The organism is Armatimonadota bacterium (genome assembly GCA_018268395.1).
In the GTDB taxonomy this organism is placed as follows: Bacteria; Armatimonadota; Fimbriimonadia; order Fimbriimonadales; family Fimbriimonadaceae; genus JAEURO01.
The window spans coordinates 304,040-321,335 of record JAFDWQ010000005.1; the positions used below are offsets into that span (position 1 = coordinate 304,040).

Here is a 17,296-nt window from a genome sequence, read left to right on the forward strand (position 1 = left end):
AAGCGGGGCCTATTGCCATCACCGGGAAACAGACCGGACGGTCAGGCGACCATGAGCTCGCCCTCGCCCGGCATGCCGCTGGAAAACACGGTCGCGACGTTCGACGGCAGGGACTTCTTCGTGCCTCGCTGGGCATAGACGCGGTAACTGACCTGTTCGCCCGCGGTCGTCCCCTCGTGCTCGTACTTCGCCTTCATCGTGCTGTCGAGGATCTCCCATTCGCCGCCGGGGAGCTGCAACTCGATCATGTAGACCGTGTTCGGGAAGTTTCCGTTCTTCTCCCACTTGAGGCTGTTCACCTGGTCGCATCCCAAGGCGACAAAGTCCGTCGGTTGATAGACGGGGCGTTCGCTGTGGTCGTTGGTGTGGACGTTCAGCCCGAGTTGCTGGATCAACGAGTCAGGCACGTTCGGGTTCGCCTGCCATTGGTTGGCGAGCGTCCGCACGGTGAGCAGGCTGCTCGCGCGCTGGTCGTTCTTGCCCATCGTCGCGACCATGGCGTCGTTCGCCTTGGCGATCTTATTGGTGAGCGAGGCGGCAAAGGCCGTGTTCGCAGTGTTCAGTTGGGCGATTTGAGGGGGCGTCAGACCGAGGGTCCCGGAATTGGCCGCAGCCGTGACCGCCAGGTTCGCCAGCCAGTCGGAGAGTTGCGCGTCGCTGAGTTTGTTGTAATCGGCCATGTCGGGGCTCCTTCGCCGTCGCGGCGCCTTCCTCGGCAGGGGGACGGGTATCGGTCCAGGTCCTGGCATCGGTCGGGCTCCGCGACGAGCGCTTGTTAGGGATCGTCGGCCATGGACCGAAGATTCTTTAGGTCAAAGGAATTTCCAGGTTCAAGACCGGGGACAGCGGGGCGCCGGGCGTCTTCGCACCGATGCGGGTCGGACTCCTGCGCGAAGGGCGCCGCGGCGCGACCTCGAAAGGCACGCGTCCTGTCCCGACGATCCGGTAGATTTGCGACCGACAGTTCTGGACGCCGTCGCTATACTGCCCGTCATGGTCAGGATTTTAGGGACCGTCGCTTTGGCTTCGTGGGCTCTGGCGTCGCAGGCCGCGTTCTTCGCCGACCAGATCGGGGGGCCGGGGTTCGTGAGCCCGAACGTCATGGTCCCGAACCAGAACGTCGTCAACAACCCTGTCTTCACGTCCGTCGCCCTGGACGATTTCGACGTGACGGCCACGCTCGTCACGAACTTCGTGGACATCGTCGCGCGGTGTACGGGCAGTTCCGCCAACCTCAGCGTGGCGAACTGGGGCTCCACCGGCCCGTGGCAGATGGACGTTTACGCCGATAACGGTTCGGGGACCGGCCCCGGCCCGGTGATCCTCTCGTTCGTGTACTCGCCCGGATCCTTCCAAGTCGTTCAGAAGAACTTTGCTTTGAACCAGAACATGGTCTGGTCGAACGCGCTGCTCCGGTTCAACGTGTCCGTAGCGCTCGTGCCGGGGAAATACTGGCTGTCCGTCGTGCCGCAAGAACCCTTCAACTCAGGCAGGACGTTCTGGACCGCGACGTCGAACTACCCTTCCGGTTCGCCGGCGAACAAGAACGCCCTGCTCTACGACCCGTTCAACAGTCAGACCTACTTTCCCACGGGGATGGACCTCGCCTTCCGGATCGACGGCTGACCTTTCGGGCCCGTTCCCGGGCCGGATCCGGTCCATGGACCGTCCGGACGCTCCTTTTGGGAGGGACTTGACGGGCTCCTCAGGTTCAAACGGGCTCTGAGGTGCGGTCTTTTTCTCAATGCGACGCGGCCTTTCTTTGAAGCGACGCCGCGTTTCCCTGTCATAGCACGGTCGTTCTGCGACGCGACGGCGTGGGCCTTCAAAGCGACGCCGTCGATCGTCATAGCGGTGCCGCAGACCGCCATAGCGACGGGACGACGCTCGAACCCGGTGCGACGACCACCTCGCACGGAGCACCGTTTTTTGGAAGCGGAGGAGTCCTGGCCAAGGGAGGACGCCGGGGATCCGGGGACGAGGGAACGGGGAACGGGGAACCCTTTGGCTTCCTTCAGTCCACCTTGAACAGCGATTCGGCGATGCCTTGGTTGACCTTGATGTTCAGGTAGGCGGTCGTGCCGCCGAACGCGCCGCTGGAGTTGCGGACGGTGGCTTTGGTGGGGATCCAGAGGCCGTTCACCTTCTGCGCGTCGGTGTAGGTGAAGGTGGCGAGGAGGTAGCCCTGCTGGTTGTACCACTCGCGTTTGGCGGTGAACTTGCGTTCGGGGTCGATCCAGACGCGGTGGCGGCTGCTGTCGTCGAGCTTCTCGATGTAGGTCAGGTCGAAGACGCCATAGCCGGCATAGTCTCCGGAGGCTTCCTTGCGGACGAACTTGGCGTTGATGAAGTTGCTGAAGAGGCTCGGCGTCAGGAGGCCGAAGTCGAGCGGGGTCTGGCGTTTGCCGGGGGCTTTGGAGACGTCGTCGCGCTGGTTGATGTTGGCGCGGGGGATCTTGACGAGCTTACGGCCGCCGTTGACGATGAAATAGATGTCGGTGTCTTCGACGCGGGCCTCCATCCGGAGCATCATCGGCTCCTTGAGCCAGACGTTGGACGATTTGAAGCGGTAGCTCTTGGCGAAGTCTTGGTTGATCTTGGCCAGCTCGCTCTGTTTCGCGGTCTGGACCTTGGCCGTGAACGAGAGGTCCTTGAAGGTCGTAGGGACGTATCCGGAGATGCTCTGTCCGAGTGGGGCGGCTGTCGCAACCAGGGCCAAGACCGTGCTCAACATGGTGTCAAGAGTTCATGACGGTCGGGAGGGTGTTTCCGTCACTCCGCTGCCTAGGACGCTGCGACCGTAGACCCACCGGCCCTCTAGGCCGTATAACAGACCGATGGCGCGGAAGTCCCCGGAAGACGCGATGGCCGCGCGGATGTCGGTGGTCGAACGGCACGCATGGTTGAGGCCGATGTCCGCGGGCGAGGCGATCGACCTGGCCTTGCGGTGCTATCAGCGGTCGGCCTGGAGCCTGCTCAAGCTGACGGCGGTTCCGATGGCGGTGGCGTTCTCGGGGATCGTGTTCGTGGCGATCGTGGTGTTGCCGGGGTTGTTCACGACGAGCGCGCCGCGATCGGCCGGAGTCGAGGCGGGAGAGCTTCTCGTGTCGTTGGTGCTCGGGTTCGCGGTGGGGCTGCCGTTGGTGTTCGCGGGGGTGGGGACGGTTTTGGGAACGGTGACGAAAGCGACGGCGGACGTCCTGGACGGTCGGGCGGTGGACGAGGCGAAAGCGGTCGAAGCGGGACGGACGTCGTTGCGGGCGGTCTTTTCCGGGATCGTGCGGGTGTTCTTCGTCGGGTGCGTCTTCTTCTTGTTAGCGGGAGGGTTCGCGGTCGTGGGGACGTTGTTGGGGCAATCGATGGGATCCGAACTGGCGTCAAGCCTTTCGGCGCTGATGGTGGGGCTGTCGGTGATGGCGGGGATGGTCTTCGCGCCGCTGTGGATGAACACTCGGGCGCTTTTGCCCGCCGTGGCGGTCCTCGAAAACGTCGGCTCGAAAGAGGCAGGGAAGCGGAGCGCGCACTTGATGAAGCGCTATCGGGGCCAAGCGAGCGCGGACGGTGTGACGTTCGGCGTTTTCCTGCTCCTCGTGTTCCTGGGGGCGGTGCTCGGGGCGTCGATGTTCTTCTTGATCCAGTTGACGGGGATCGGCGGCCGGATCGAAGCGTGGGTGACAGTCGCGGGCCTGTCGCAGCTGCTCGGACAGTTGGTCTCCTATCTTCCGGGCTTCGTTTGCCTGTGGCTGCTCGTCCCCTTTTGGGGGACGGCGATGACCGTCCTCTATTTCGACAGGCGCGTGCGGGTGGAAGCGCTCGACGTGCAAGTCATGATCAACGACATCAACAATGCGGACCGTCGCGCTCTTCTGCTCCGTTAGCCTCGCGGCCTCCGGTTGGGGCGCGCAGTCGGACGCGTTCGAAGAGCGGATCCGGTCGGTTCGTGACGAGACGTCGTTCCACCGGACCGTCAGCGAAGCCCCGGAGTCTTGGACGGAAGACGGGACGCTCGCCGACGAACTGGACAAAGCTTCGGAGACGGCCGACTGGAAGTCCGCGCAGAAGCGGCTGGTCGCGGCGTCGAGGTTACGACGGTTCGAAGAACGCGGCCCGGACGTCGGCCGCGTGACGGACCCCTCGACGACCGCGAAGTCGATCCTGGCGCGCCCCGTCTTCCGCGACCCGGGGGACCGCAAGAGCCGGAACTGGTTCTCCGATTCCGTCGACAGGCTTGTGAGGGTCGTCCGGGACTTCTTCGAGAAGCTCTTCAAACCAGACCTTCTTTCCGGGGGCGCGAGTACCGGCGGCGCTGCACTCCGGCTCCTCGAGCCGATCGTGTGGGGCGTCCTGATCCTCGGTCTTCTGGCCTTCGCCGTCGTCTTCATCGCTAAGTTCACGCTCGGTAAACGCGCCAGGGGGGCGGGAGGCGCCTTGTTGGACGAAGACGAGCCCGACTTGAACGCGGACGAATGGCTCTTGCGGGCAAGCGAGCTCGAGGCGAGGGGCGAACTGCGCGAAGCCGTGCGGTGCCTCTATTTGGCGAGCCTGCGGCGCATGGACGAGGCCGCGATCTTGCGGTTCGTGCGGACGGAGACGAACTGGGAGCACCTTCGCCGCTATGAATCAGGATCTGTCCGCCCGTCCGGACTCGACCTGCGCTCGATGACGAGGGAGTTCGACCGCGTGTGGTATGGGCACCGCGTCCAGGGAGCGGAGGACGTCGCGATGTTCCGGTCGTACTATAAAGTTGTCCTTCAAGCGATGGGGAGGGCGTCGTGAGGCGGCTCGTCTTGGCCGGAGTGACAGTCTTGGTACTTGCGACGGTCGCGTTCTTCGCCGCGCGCTCCGAGGGGATCGCCGATCCCCGGCCGAGCAACGTTTTGCCCAGCGGACTCGGCGCCTTGACCGAACTGCTGAAGGCGGACGGGTTCGATGTCCGCGTGGACGTGACGGACCGTCCCTCCGCCCCTTCCGACAGCCTGGTCGTAGCGTGCCTGGTCACGGGCAATGGATTCATGGAGTTCGTCAGGATGGTCCCCGACGGCGGCGAGAAGCCGATCGAAGACCACTTGAAGAAAGGGGGCAACGTTTTGGCGTTGCTCTACGAGCCCGACTTCGTGCAAGCGACGTCACAGGCCAGGATGGAGCCGGTCGGAGGGGACAGGCAGGTCTGGATCGGCCGGTTGCTCGACAGTCCGATCGACTTCTCCGACGAATGGCCGGACCGCGCTGTCGTCTTCGCCGGGGCTCGCGAGTTGGTGACGGCGGTCGGGGTCGAGGAAGGGACGATGGTGACGGTCCGCAGCGCGTTGTTCACGACGAACCGCTTCTTGTCCCGCGACGACGACGCCGCCTTTGCCTTGGAGCTGTTCCGGAAGACCGCTGGGCCGTCCAAAAGGGTCGTCTTCTTCCTGTCGACGCTCGGGCTCGGCCAGTCGCGCGGGATCATCGGATCGATCGGCAACTGGGCGGCCGTCCTCCAATGGCAGGTCTTCATCGTGCTCGGTGCGATGGCGTGGACGGTCTCGCGCCGTTTCGGCCTTCCCGAGGAGACGGCGTCGTTCCAGCGGGGTGCGCGGCAACTTTCGGACAGTCTCGCCGAAGTCTTGAGGGCCGGGAAGAAGCGACCGTTCGCGGCCAAGCTCATTGCCGACCAAGCGGTCCGCACGACGCGAACGAGGCTCCGGTTGCCCCCTTCGGCGACGATCGAGGACATCTTGAAGAAGTCCGACCGTGAGACGCGCGAGGCTTATGGGCGCGTCCTCAGTTCTTCCGAGGAGCGTGGTCCGCAAGCGGTCCTCACGGCCTTGCGGCAGTTTTTGGCCAAGATCGGGATCAAGTGACGGCGCCCTTACGGATCCTCGAGGTCGGATCGGCCATGCCGGACGATTGGGGCGGGATCGAGCGTTATGTCGCCGTCTTGTCGCAATCCTTGGCCCAGGCCGGACACGACGTCGCGGTCACGGCTCCTGTGGGCTCGCCGCTCTTCCGCCGGGCCGGGGTCGAAACGATCGGGCTCTCGGTCCGCGGCAAATACGACTTCGCCGGTTGTGCCGGTTATCTCAGGCTGTTCCGGTCGCGGCGGTTCGACATCGTGAACACGCACTTCTCACCGGACTACCTCATGCCCGCTTATGCGGCCCGCATCACGGGGCAGAGGGGGAGGGTTTTGACGCGGCACGTCGCCGTGACCCTGCGGGCTTCGCGCGTCAGGGCGTATTGCCGACTCTACGACAGGTTCATCGCCGTGAGCGGCGCCGTCCGTGACGACATGGTATCGGCAGGGTTCGGCGCGTCCTGTGTTTCGGCGGCCCATGCAGGAGTCCCAGCGTTGCGACCGTCGAAGTCAAGAGAGGACGCCCGGACAGGTCTGGGCATCGGCGTCGGTGCCTTCGCGGTGGGTTCGTTCGGGAGGTTGGTACCCGAAAAGGGCGTCAAAACCCTGATCGAGGCGGTCCAGAAGACAGGTGGCCGGACCGAGTGCCACGTCTTTGGAGACGGGCCGGAACGGGCCGCGCTCGAAAGGCAGGCAAAGGGCACTGCGACCGTCTTCCACGGGTACGTCCCGTCGATCGACGATGCGATGGCTGCGATGGACGTCGTCGCGATGCCGAGCGTATGGGTCGAGGCTCTGGGACTGGCCGTTCTTGAAGCGATGTCGGTGGGCCGGCCGATCGTGGCGTCGCGAACGGGAGGCGTCCCCGAAATCGTGGAGGAAGGGATCACCGGGCTCCTGACGCCCCCTGGGGACGCGGCCGCCCTCGCGGAAGCTTTACGACGACTCGATGCAGAGCCTGGCCTGAGCGCGAAGATGGGCGAAGCCGGAAAGCGGCTCCACAGCGAACGCTACACACCCGAGGCATTCGGCGAACGGATCGCGGCCGTCTACGCGACGGTTCAGAAGACGCCCTGAAGCTTGCCCGTACTGTCCCCGAGTCGCTCGACGTTGACGCCCGCATAGTCGAGGACGTTGAGGAGCAGGTTCGTCATCGGCGTCTGCGGCTTGACGACGAGGTGCCGTCCGGTCTTCAATCGTCCGCCGGCTTTGCCTGCGACGAGGATCGGAAGATCGTCGTGGTTGTGGCGGTTGCCGTCACTGATGCCGCCTCCGTAGACGAGCACGGTGTTGTCGAGAAGGCTCGAAGAACCTTCCTTGACCGACTGCATCCGCTTCAGGATGTAAGCGAGCTGCTCGACGTGGAACGTGTCGATCTGGCGTTTCTTTTCGAGCTTGGCGGCATCGTTCCCGTGATGGCTGATGTCGTGGTGGCCGTCGTTGATGCCGATCTCGCGATAGGGCCTGTTGCTCCCTTCGTTGGCGAACATGAGCGTGCAGACGCGGGTCAGGTCGGCCTGGAACGCCAACACCATCATGTCGCCCATGATCCGGACGTGTTCGCCCCGGTCCGAAGGGGCGCTCCCAGGGACTTTAAAGCCTTGGCCCTGTGCGTTCGCGTTGGCCTTTTCAAACCGTTCAAGGCGCATCTCGATCTCGCGGACGCCCTCCAGATATTCGTCGAGCTTGGACTTGTCCCGGGTGCCCAGACGGGACTTGAGGGACTCGGCCTCCTCTAAGACGTAGTCGAGGACGCTCCGACGGGTCGCTTGCCGCTCGGCCGAAGAGACCGCAGAACCACCCTCCGGACCTTCTCCGAAGAGCCGCTCGAACACGGCCCTAGGGTTGACCTCTTTCGCGTTCGGAGTGGACGGCCCCCTCCACGAAACGCTGGACGAATACGCACAGGAATAGCCGGAATCGCAGTCGCCCGCCAGTGCGCCCCGTTCGCAGCCCAGTTCGAGGCTGGCGAACTTTGTCGACCGACCGACGGCTTGAGCCGCGATCTGATCGGCGGACACGGCGACCGAAATATCGGCCCCGGACGTTTTCCGGGCTTGGACCCCGGTCAACCAGGTCGCGCACGAACGGGCGTGGTCTCCCGGCCCGTCCCCGTTCGCGAAGGCGTGCATCTGTGCAAGGCCGCTGACGACGTTGAGCGATCCCTGGACCTCCTTCAAGGGGGCTAGGATCGGTGACAGGCCGAGGGCGCCTTCGGCGGCGGGCGTCCAACCGGCCATGTCCACCCCGTTCGGAACGAACAGGAACGCCGTCCGGACAGGGGCTGCCTTCGCTTGCGCGGCGGCGAACGGAGCCAGGGACTCAAGGGCCGGTAGGGCGACAGCGACCCCTACACCTTTGAGGAACGTTCGTCGGTCGATCCTGCTCATCGGCACCTCATTGTAGTCGGACCTTGGTTCATTTCGACTTCTTGGAGAAAGGATCGGACGCGACGACCGCTTTGATCAGGGACCGGAACTTGTACCCGTCCTTTTCAGCCGCCTTCACGATGGTGTCCAGGTGACATCCGTCCTCGGGGCGCATGGCCCGGCCCGTGGCGAACGTAAGGAGCCTTTCGGCCAAGCTCCGGACGAAGTCCTTTTTCCGGCTCAGCAGGTGCTTTCGAAGCGATCTTGGGCCGTCGAGCTTCGAACCGTCGGGAAGCACCGTCACCGGATCGATGTCGAAATCGCCGTCTTTCGTCCGCCATTGACCGATCGGATCGAAGTTCTCCAGGCTGAACCCCATCGCGTCCATCGCCCGATGGCAAGTGGCGCAGTCCGGTTTCTTCCGATGGGCTTCGAGCCGCTCTTTCATCGTCATCGTCGGTTTGAGGACGACGTCTTCTGGCAAGGATCCGGCGCCAGGCGGAGGCGGAGGGGGAGGCGTTCCGAGAATCTGTTCCAAGACCCATTTGCCCCGCTTGACCGGAGACGTGCGGTTCGGGTTACTGGTCGTCGCCAGGACGCCGGCCATGCCCGTCAAGCCGCCTCGGGCCGGGTCGGTCCACTTGACTTTCCGGAACTTCGCGCCGCTGATTCCGGAGACTCCGTAGACTTTGGCCAACCGTTCGTTCAGGAAGCCGTAGTCGGAATCCAGGAAGACCAGGACGCTCGCGTCGTTGGCGAGGGCGTCGAGGAAGAACGCCTTGGCTTCCTCTGCCATGTCCTCGCGCAGTTCGGGGCTGAAGCCGGGGAACAGTCGGGGATCCGGTGAGATTCCTTCGAGCTTGCGCAACTGCAGCCATTGCATGGCGAAGTCCTCGGCCAGGCTCTGAGACTTGCTGCTCAGCAGCATGCGGTCGACCTGTTCGGCCACGGTCTTAGGGTCTTGAAGCTTGCCTTGGGCCGCGAGGTCCAAGAGTCGGTCGTCCGGCGCCGAGGACCACAAGAAAAAGCTCAGGCGCGACGCGGCTTCGAACGGTGCGACGGCTTCCCCGGTCACGACCGGCGCTTCTTCTTTGCGGAACAGGAAGTGGGGCGAACAGAGGACGGCCGTCACGCAGTCCCTGATCGCGGATTCGTAGACTTTGCCCTTCTTGACCGACGCGTCGAACACGGACATCAGGCGGGAGACTTCGTCCGACGTCACGTCTCGGCGGTAGGCCCGCCTCATGAAAGCCTTGAGGTCGCGCGCCGGGGTTTCCCGGTCGCCGGGGCCGTTCGGTTTCCTGACGATCGGCCCGTTCGGCAACCTAAGGGGTTCTGCGGCCTTCTCGAACACGATCTTGCTGACGAAAAGGTTGCGGTCGCGTTGGTCCAGCTCTGGGTTCTTGGGATCGTAGTAGTCGTTCGGGAACGTGATCCAAAACGTGGCGTCGCGGTCGTCGGCGGTCAGCGTGAACGGGATCTGGTACGTGGTCGGTTTGTCGGGGCCGTTCCGGACGACGACGTCATCGAGGAGCTTGTCCCGGAAGGCGACGCGCATCTTTGCGGGTTCGGGCCCGGCTTGTTGCGCGTAGGCGTCGATCTTTGCCGTGTACTCGCCAGGTTGAAGGTGGGCCAAGGCGACCGTCGCCCGTCCGGCCGACGTAAACGCAAGGACGTCTTCACCCGTCGCTGCGACACCCTGGGTCAGGGCCATTTTGTGGACTTCGACGGGAACGGAGACGGGGCCTGGGATCCGGACGGCGAGCGTGGCCGCACGCTCGGCGGCCGAGACGAGCTTTTCGACGTAGAGCGGCGACAAGGACAGGACGTCGCCGATGTTGTCGAACCCGCTTCCGACGTCGTCGGACGGGAAGTCCGTCGTGAGGTCGGTCTCGATCCCCAACAGGTCGCGCAGCGAGTTACGGTATTCGGAACGGTTCAAGCGGCGGATCGTGACTTTGCCCGCGTCCGCGAGGTTGCAGTCGGACGACAGGACGCGTTCCGCCCATCCGACGACGACGTCGCGGTCCGTACTTTTGATCTCAGACGGCGGCGGCGGCATCGTCGCCGACTTCACGTTAAAGACGACCCGCTCCCACTTGGCCCTTTCGGCAAGGGCGGATTTAGCCGTCCACGCTGTCGAGAGGTCGAGGCCCGCGGCGGCTTGGCGGCCAGAATGGCAGCCCGCGCAGTGTTTGGCCAGTACCGGTCGGACCTTCGTCCGGAACTCGGCATCTAGAGGGTCCTCGACCCGCGCGGGGGTCGCGACTCCCATGGCGAGTACGGCGACGGCCGTCGCGAATCCGGCACCGGACTTGACCCCGTTCGACCTGCCCTTAGACCGGACCTGACGCATGTCGTTCGCCCTCATCGTGCCGCCAATCGAGTGTCCCGACCAAGCGGACCGCGCCGTCTTGGGCGTCGACTCCTTTCAGGCAGAACGTCCCCGGGAACTCCTCTACGTCTATTATGGGATTGATCTTGGCGATCTGTTGCTCGATGAGACCGTGGGCGAAGGGAAGGCTGACCGATTCGAGGTCGACGTACAGTCGACGTCCGTTTTCGATCCGGAGGCGGCACACTGCGGCGACGCGCGCGCCGAACGCGGCTTTCGCCGACGCTTCGATCTTGATCGTTCCGGCTTCCGAACGGACCGAGAAGCGGGAGACGCCTGCCGGGGCCTGGCCCTCCAAGAAGGCGGCCAGACTCCCGTCGCTGACCGTGACCTCGAACTTGCCGGGCTCGTCGAGGGTCAGCCCGAACGGTTTCATCGTAGCGGCGGCCCGGGCCGACGTGAGGACGACTTCGTCCAAAACGAGTCCGTTCGGTAACGTCACGGATTCGGCACGGGCCGCGAGTGACTCCAGCTTAAGGTCGTCCGTCATAGGCTTTAAGGTAGTGTGCACCGATGATCGCGCTCTTGGCCGGTGCGGCCATGTCGTTTGAGTCGCCTGACCTCCCCGATCTTCCGCGCGAGTTCCGTGGAGCCTGGGTCGCGACGGTCGCCAATATCGATTGGCCTTCCAGGCCAGGCCTAGGTGCCGACGCCCAAAAATCCGAACTCGACGCGTTGCTCCACGAACTGGCCGGACTGAAGTTCAACGCGGTCGTCCTCCAGGTCCGTACGAGCGGCGACGCCCTGTACCGTTCGGGTCGCGAGCCTTCGAGCTGGTTCTTGACCGGGTCTCAAGGCGACGACATCGGATGGGACCCGCTCGCTCGCGCTGTCCAGGTCGGTCACCGCCTCGGTCTGGAAGTCCATGCTTGGTTCAACCCGTTCCGGGCCGGGCACCCGTCGCAAAAGGGCGGCTATTGCGAAGACCATATGTCCGTCGCTCGTCCGGACTGGGTCAAGCGGTACGGAAAGTACCTTTGGTGCGATCCAGGGATCCCTGAAGTGAGGACTCACGCCTTGGCGGTCATGACCGACGTGGTCCAACGGTATGACATCGACGGCGTCCATATCGACGATTACTTCTATCCCTATCCGGAGGGAGGCGCGGCGTTCCCCGACGGAGCGTCTTATGCTGCGTACGTCCAAGGCGGCGGTACGTTGCGCAAGTCGGATTGGAGGCGCGAAAACGTCGACGGCTTCGTCGAAACGCTTTACCGGTCGGTCAAGTCGGTGAAGCCGTGGGTCAAAGTCGGTATCTCTCCGTTCGGCATCTACCGGCCGAACGTTCCCGTGGGGATCGAGGCCGGGGTCGACCAGTACGAAGAGCTCGCCGCCGACGCCCGGAAGTGGCTCCGTGAAGGGTGGTGCGACTATATGGCGCCTCAGCTCTATTGGCGTACGGACTCGACGAAACAGAATTTTGGCCGCCTGTTATCGTGGTGGCGTTCCGAAAACGTCAAGGGCCGCCATCTTTGGCCTGGGCTCTACACGAGCCTTGTCGGTCCGGAGACGAAGAAGTGGAGCCCCGACGAGGTCGTCCGGCAACTGGGCTTGATCCGAAAGGGCGCCCAAGGTTCCGACCCCGGAGAAATCCACTTCAGCGCGTCCAGTCTGAAAGTGTCGAAGCTGGCCGAAGACCTTAAGAAAGGGCCGTACGCCTCGACCGCGGCCGTGCCCGAGACGTCTTGGGTCAAGGGTCAGGTTCCGGTCAGGCCGCGGGCGTCGGCCGAGCGACACCGGGTGACGTGGGACGTTCCCGAAGGTACGCGGTTCTTCGAAGTGTGGAAGCGGACGGACGGGGCTTGGACGCTCGTGCGGATCGGTTCCGGACCATCGGAAGTCTGGCCGGCCGGGTGCGACGCGTTGGCCGTTCGTGCCGTCTCCCGCGAAGGCCGGACCGGGCCGTCCACCGTCGTGGTCAGGCCAAAGGCAGGGTGAACCAGAAGCGGCTCCCCTCGTTCAACCGGCTTTCGACCCCCGTTTTGCCTCCGTGGGACTCGACGATGTGTCGGACGATGCTCAGGCCGAGGCCGGTGCCGCCACTGGCCCGTGACCGGGCCTTATCGACGCGGTAGAAGCGCTCGAAGATCCGGGGCAGGTCTTCGCTGGGGATTCCGATCCCGGTGTCGACGACCGTGAACTCGGCCGACCCGTCGACCCGGTGCAGGGCGACGTCGACCGACCCTTCGGTCGTGTAGTTGACCGCGTTTTCCAAGAGGTTGAGCAAGACTTGCGTCAGCTGCTCTTCGCTCCCTGTCACGATGATGCCGGGTTCGATGTCCGACCCGGTCTTGATCCCCTTCCGCTTGGCTTTGGCCGAGATCTGCTGGATCGCCGCGTTCGCCGTCTCGCTCAAGTCGACCCGGCCCTGAGCGGGCGGTTTCGATTCGGCTTTCGAGAGGGCGAGAAGGTCGTTACTGATACGGGTCAGCCGGTCGATCTCGCTCATGACCTTTTCGAGATAGCGGCGCGAGGCTTCGACAGGGGCTTCCGGTTCGTCGAGGATCGTTTCGGCCATGGCCCGGATCGTGGCCATCGGCGTCCGAAGTTCGTGCGATACGTTGGCGACGAAGTCCCTTCGCACGCGTTCGAGCCGACGCAGGTCCGTGACGTCCGTGACCGAGACGAAGAAGTGCGACCGCTCCGGACTTTCCGGCCAGACACGGGCCATGCCTGTCTTGTCGTAGGGGCTCCCGAACACGATTTCGAGCAAGGGAGGGTCCTGCCCTTGGGCGGCTGACTGGACCATTTCCGTGAGTTCCCGGCTGAAAGTCGCGGCAAGGATCGACCGGCTTGCCAGGTCGTTTCGGCCGAAGACCTGGTGAGCCCGCTCGTTGGCATAGAGGACGTCGCCTTTCGCGTCCACAAGGAAGATCCACACGTCGAGACCGTCGGCGAGTCCGTCGAGGGCCGCCCGGTTCTTCTGCGACTCTGCTTCGAGGAGGGCCGCCTTGGCCGTCAGCCGTTCGACGGTCGTCCTGCACTCGGCCGCCGACTTTCGGACGTCGCGGAGAACGACCGTCCCGAGTACGGCGAGGACGGCGCCGAAGGCGAGTGCCGTTTCTCGCGGTCGAGCGAGACCGCCGAATCCGGAAGCGAACAAAAGCGCCGAAGCCACGAGGACGCCGATGGCGCACCAAGTTGCCGGTCTTTGTCTCGTTCGCTCCACGTTCGTCCGGTTTCGATTATGGTCGTGACAGAATGGGAGTCCGTGTCCCGTTGGCAGAACTTCTCGATTTGGCGCGGACGGCTACCGCACTGGCGTGCGGACGGAGTCTGGTACTTCGTCACGTTCCGCCACCGGAGGGAATTGGACGAGGACGAGCGGGCCGAGCTCTTCACCGCCTTCGTCCGCCAACCGGCGTCGAAGTGGGAACTGGCGGTCCTGTGCGTCTTGCCTGAGGTGACGAACCTGATCGTCTCGTTGCCCGAGCAACGCAGCCCCGGCAAGAACGAGCTTGAGGACATCGTCGAGCGCTGCAAGACGAAAGCGGGGAAGGCGATCGTCAAAGCCTCGGGGGAGAGGTTCCCTCCGTTCTATTCCGAAAGCTACGACCGGATCGTCCGGGACGAGGCCGAAATGGCGGAAAGGGTCGGGGAAATTGCTCGTTCTCCCTACGAAGCCGGCCTCTGTACGGTGGAAGAAGAGTACAGGTTTCTATGGTCGACATGGAATCCAATGGAAGAGAACGATCCCTTTGGACAGCAGACTTCCCCTTGACCCTCATCGTCCTTCGGCCCGTAGAAATACTGGACTTCTCCTCGCAAAAATCCCGTCCACGGGACATGCCCGTATAGTCATTCAAGGCCCGCGGCGACCTGACAGCCTGTGCGGAAGGGGAGCTTAAGGCCGGAGAACAACATGAATGAACGAGTGACAGCCGCCGCGCAAGCGGTGGGCGGTGCGTTCGATGCTTTGCCGGAACAAAGTTCCCGGCGTCTTCTCTTCACTGTCGGGGGTGCCGCCGCGCTGTCGTTACTGGCGACGAAAGCGCAAGCACAGACCAAGCCCCCAGGGTACGAGGCGACCGCGAACTGGCGGAAGCCGACGAACCGCCTTGTGCGCCGCATCACCAACGGGCTCGATTCGACCGAGACGTCGATCGCCGCGAGCCTCGGGTTCAAGGGCTATCTTGAAAAGCAACTGGCCTACGAGACGATCAACGACAACGACACCGACCGCGTGGTCGCCGGGCGCTGGCCTAAGATGTTATGGACGGAAGCCCAGCTCTACGACGACAACGACCAGTGGAACCAGTACCTGCAGTTGGTCCATTCGACGCTGTACCGGGCGATCTACTCGCGGAAGATGCTCTACGAGCGCATGGTCGAGTTTTGGACGGACCACTTCAACGTGTCCATCGACGCCGTTTCCACGTCGTTGATGACTTCGTACGTCCAGAAGACGATCCGAAGGCACGCGATGGGGAAGTTCCCCGACCTGCTCAAGTCGACCGCGCACTCGGCCGCGATGTTGAACTTCCTCAACAACGATCGGAACTCGGCCGACGACCCCAACATCAACTATTCCCGCGAACTGCACGAGCTGCACACCGTCGGCGTCGACGGCGGATACACGGGTAAGGACCTGCGGCAGGCCGCGCTCGTCTTGTCCGGTTGGACCTGGTCTTGGTACTACAGCAGTTACAACCGGGGTCGCTTTAAGTTCGAGATCGACCAGCATGCGGGCGGCGACAAGGTCGTCATGGGTCAGACGTACAAAGAGTCCGGTCAACAGGAAGGCGAGCAGCTCCTGACCTACCTTTCGTTACACCCGAACACCGCGAAGTTCATCACGAAAAAGCTGATCCTCAAGTTCTTGGGAGACCCCGTGCCGAACGACGTATGGCAAGCGGCCCAAACGGCGTTCCTCAGTACGGGCGGCGACATAAAGGCCGTGCTTCGCGTGATCCTGACCGAGAAGAACCTGATGGCGGCGAACGCGAAGTACAAGCGCCCGTGCCATCTCTTGGTCTCGATGCTGCGCGGCTGCAAGTCTCGCGCGTACCAGTACGACTCCCTGATGTGGTTCATCAACGACGCGGGGAACTTACCGTTCAACTGGTTCCCGCCCGACGGGTATCCGGACCGGTTCGAGTTTTGGGCGCCGTCCCAGCTCCAGCGGCAGAACGCAGGGTTCTTGCTCGCCCAGAACTACTTCAACGGAGTAGTGACGGACATCAACGCGACGTTCGGCATGGACAGGAGTCCGAACGGCTGCCTCAAGACGATCAACGATAAGCTCTTCGGCGGGGAGATGTCCGACGCCGACCGCACCGCCCTTTTGCAGTTCCTGCAGAAGGAGACCATTGACGACGACCGGCTCAAAGGGGCCATCGCTCTGGCCGTGAACTGCCCGAGCTTCCAGTGGCATTGAGGTGACACGATGACCGACACACACGAAAGACACTGCTGTACCGAGTACAAATCGGTCTCGCGACGGACGTTCCTTGGGGGAGCGACAGCGGCGAGCGTCGCCGCCGCCCTCGGTTATTCCTGGCTTCCCAGGGTCGCGTTCGCCCAGACGCGCGGCACGCGCGACGTGATCGTCTCCGTCTTCCTTCGCGGCGGCGCGGACGGGTGCTCGATCTGCGTCCCTCACGGCGACGCGGGCTACTACGCGGCGAGGCCGACGATCGCCGTCCCCAAACCGGGAAGCGGACAGAGCGGCGCGGCGACGGACCTTAACGGGTTCTTCGGTTTCCCGCAGGCGATGCTGCCGTTGCTCCCCGCCTACCAGAACGGGCATTTGGCGATCGTCCATGCGGTCGGCTCCCCGAACTGGTCGCGGTCGCACTTCGATGCCCAAAAGTGGATGGAGATCAGCCACCGGAACGACATCAACGACACGTCCGGATGGCTCGGACGGCACCTGGCGACGTCCACAGAAATGTTGGCGGGCGCTCCGATGCGTGCCGTCGGCCTCGACTGGGGCGGACTGTCCCGGACATTGGCAGGCGGGCCCAAGACGCTCCCGATCCCGGATCCCGACAATTTCGGCTTCACCAACTGGATGCCGGACCGGAACGAGATCAACACTTGGCTCGCGAACCAGTACAACCGTGTCCAGGACATGACGAAGCAAGCGGCCCGTGACACGCGGAACGTCATCGCGACGCTGGACCGGATCGACTTCGACGGCTATCATGCCGGCGGAGGCGCGGTCTATCCGGACACGTACTTCGCCCGGTCGCTCAAGGCGACGGCGGCGATGATCCGCGCGAACATCGGCCTCGAAGCGTCCCACATCAACTTCGAAGGGTGGGACACGCACAGCGACCAAGACCCGGTCGGCGGGTACATGCGCAACCACATGGGTGACCTTGCCCAAGCCTTGGGCGCGTTCTATAAGGACCTGTTCGCGGTCGGCCGGACGGACTTCACGTTGGTCGTCATGAGCGAGTTCGGACGGAACGTGCTCGAGAACGGTTCACGCGGGACGGACCACGGAGCCGGCAACTGTATGCTCGTCATGGGCGGAAAGGTGAACGGTGGCCAGGTGTACGGTTCGTGGCCCGGATGCGGCGCGAACAAGCTGTTGGACGGATACGACCTGCAGATGACCACCGACTATCGCGCAGTGCTGTCCGAGATCGTCAAGAAGCGGTTAGGGAACAACAACTTGACGACGGTGTTCCCGGACTACACTCCGCAGTTCTTGAACGTCTGCCAGGCCTGAGCCGAGCGCGGGGCACCGGA

15 protein-coding genes are annotated in these 17,296 nt (G+C 63.8%); 9 read left to right on the forward strand and 6 right to left on the reverse strand.

What is annotated here, in order from left to right:
* Positions 1-41 precede the first annotated feature (41 nt).
* Positions 42-680 carry a hypothetical protein gene (locus JST30_11130; protein ID MBS1714875.1) on the reverse strand — a complete coding sequence of 213 codons (639 nt, stop codon included), beginning with the start codon at positions 678-680 and terminating at the stop codon, positions 42-44.
* Between the two features lie 313 nt (positions 681-993).
* Here JST30_11130 and JST30_11135 point away from each other — a divergent pair, with 313 nt between their 5' ends.
* Positions 994-1,626: a hypothetical protein gene (locus JST30_11135; protein ID MBS1714876.1), complete on the forward strand. Its 633-nt coding sequence runs from the start codon at positions 994-996 to the stop codon at positions 1,624-1,626.
* A 388-nt stretch (positions 1,627-2,014) separates the two neighbouring features.
* On the opposite strand, the gene JST30_11140 is transcribed toward JST30_11135, so the two are convergent.
* Positions 2,015-2,734 carry an outer membrane lipoprotein-sorting protein gene (locus JST30_11140; protein ID MBS1714877.1) on the reverse strand — a complete coding sequence of 240 codons (720 nt, stop codon included), beginning with the start codon at positions 2,732-2,734 and terminating at the stop codon, positions 2,015-2,017.
* 103 nt (positions 2,735-2,837) lie between these two features.
* Between JST30_11140 and JST30_11145 the strand changes: the two genes are divergently transcribed.
* Genes JST30_11145 through JST30_11160 form a run of 4 tightly spaced genes read left to right on the forward strand, consistent with a single transcriptional unit; the run spans position 2,838 to position 6,910 of the window.
* Positions 2,838-3,878, forward strand: a complete 1,041-nt coding sequence (locus JST30_11145; GenBank protein ID MBS1714878.1) for a hypothetical protein — start codon at positions 2,838-2,840, stop codon at positions 3,876-3,878.
* Positions 3,847-4,776: a DUF4129 domain-containing protein gene (locus JST30_11150; protein ID MBS1714879.1), complete on the forward strand. Its 930-nt coding sequence runs from the start codon at positions 3,847-3,849 to the stop codon at positions 4,774-4,776. The genes JST30_11145 and JST30_11150 overlap by 32 nt, the downstream gene beginning before the upstream one ends.
* Positions 4,773-5,840, forward strand: coding sequence for a hypothetical protein (locus tag JST30_11155; protein ID MBS1714880.1), 1,068 nt, complete (start codon positions 4,773-4,775; stop codon positions 5,838-5,840). Before JST30_11150 ends, JST30_11155 begins: the two co-directional genes overlap by 4 nt.
* A complete protein-coding gene (locus JST30_11160) occupies positions 5,837-6,910 on the forward strand; it encodes a glycosyltransferase family 4 protein (GenBank protein ID MBS1714881.1) in 1,074 nt (357 codons plus the stop codon). The genes JST30_11155 and JST30_11160 overlap by 4 nt, the downstream gene beginning before the upstream one ends.
* Here the strand turns inward: JST30_11160 and JST30_11165 are convergent.
* From JST30_11165 to JST30_11175, 3 genes are read right to left on the reverse strand one after another with little or no spacing between them, the layout of a single operon-like run.
* Positions 6,895-8,223 carry a DUF1552 domain-containing protein gene (locus JST30_11165; GenBank protein ID MBS1714882.1) on the reverse strand — a complete coding sequence of 443 codons (1,329 nt, stop codon included), beginning with the start codon at positions 8,221-8,223 and terminating at the stop codon, positions 6,895-6,897. The genes JST30_11160 and JST30_11165 overlap by 16 nt on opposite strands.
* 28 nt (positions 8,224-8,251) lie before the next feature.
* Positions 8,252-10,573 carry a DUF1592 domain-containing protein gene (locus tag JST30_11170; GenBank protein MBS1714883.1) on the reverse strand — a complete coding sequence of 774 codons (2,322 nt, stop codon included), beginning with the start codon at positions 10,571-10,573 and terminating at the stop codon, positions 8,252-8,254.
* Entirely contained in the window at positions 10,539-11,087 is a 549-nt protein-coding gene (locus tag JST30_11175) for a hypothetical protein (GenBank protein ID MBS1714884.1), read from the reverse strand. The genes JST30_11170 and JST30_11175 overlap by 35 nt, the downstream gene beginning before the upstream one ends.
* A gap of 23 nt (positions 11,088-11,110) precedes the next feature.
* Here JST30_11175 and JST30_11180 point away from each other — a divergent pair, with 23 nt between their 5' ends.
* Positions 11,111-12,535 (forward strand): family 10 glycosylhydrolase, encoded by a 1,425-nt coding sequence (locus tag JST30_11180; protein ID MBS1714885.1) that lies wholly within the window; start codon positions 11,111-11,113, stop codon positions 12,533-12,535.
* Here the strand turns inward: JST30_11180 and JST30_11185 are convergent.
* The gene (locus JST30_11185) at positions 12,516-13,766 is read right to left on the reverse strand and encodes a hypothetical protein (protein ID MBS1714886.1); all 1,251 of its coding nucleotides are present in this window, start codon (positions 13,764-13,766) and stop codon (positions 12,516-12,518) included. The genes JST30_11180 and JST30_11185 overlap by 20 nt on opposite strands.
* A gap of 42 nt (positions 13,767-13,808) precedes the next feature.
* Between JST30_11185 and JST30_11190 the strand changes: the two genes are divergently transcribed.
* The 3 genes from JST30_11190 (at position 13,809) to JST30_11200 (ending at position 17,276) form a co-directional block, all read left to right on the forward strand.
* Positions 13,809-14,318 carry a hypothetical protein gene (locus JST30_11190; protein ID MBS1714887.1) on the forward strand — a complete coding sequence of 170 codons (510 nt, stop codon included), beginning with the start codon at positions 13,809-13,811 and terminating at the stop codon, positions 14,316-14,318.
* 141 nt (positions 14,319-14,459) lie between these two features.
* Positions 14,460-15,974: a DUF1800 domain-containing protein gene (locus JST30_11195; protein MBS1714888.1), complete on the forward strand. Its 1,515-nt coding sequence runs from the start codon at positions 14,460-14,462 to the stop codon at positions 15,972-15,974.
* Between the two features lie 9 nt (positions 15,975-15,983).
* Positions 15,984-17,276 (forward strand): DUF1501 domain-containing protein, encoded by a 1,293-nt coding sequence (locus JST30_11200; protein MBS1714889.1) that lies wholly within the window; start codon positions 15,984-15,986, stop codon positions 17,274-17,276.
* Positions 17,277-17,296 lie beyond the last annotated feature (20 nt).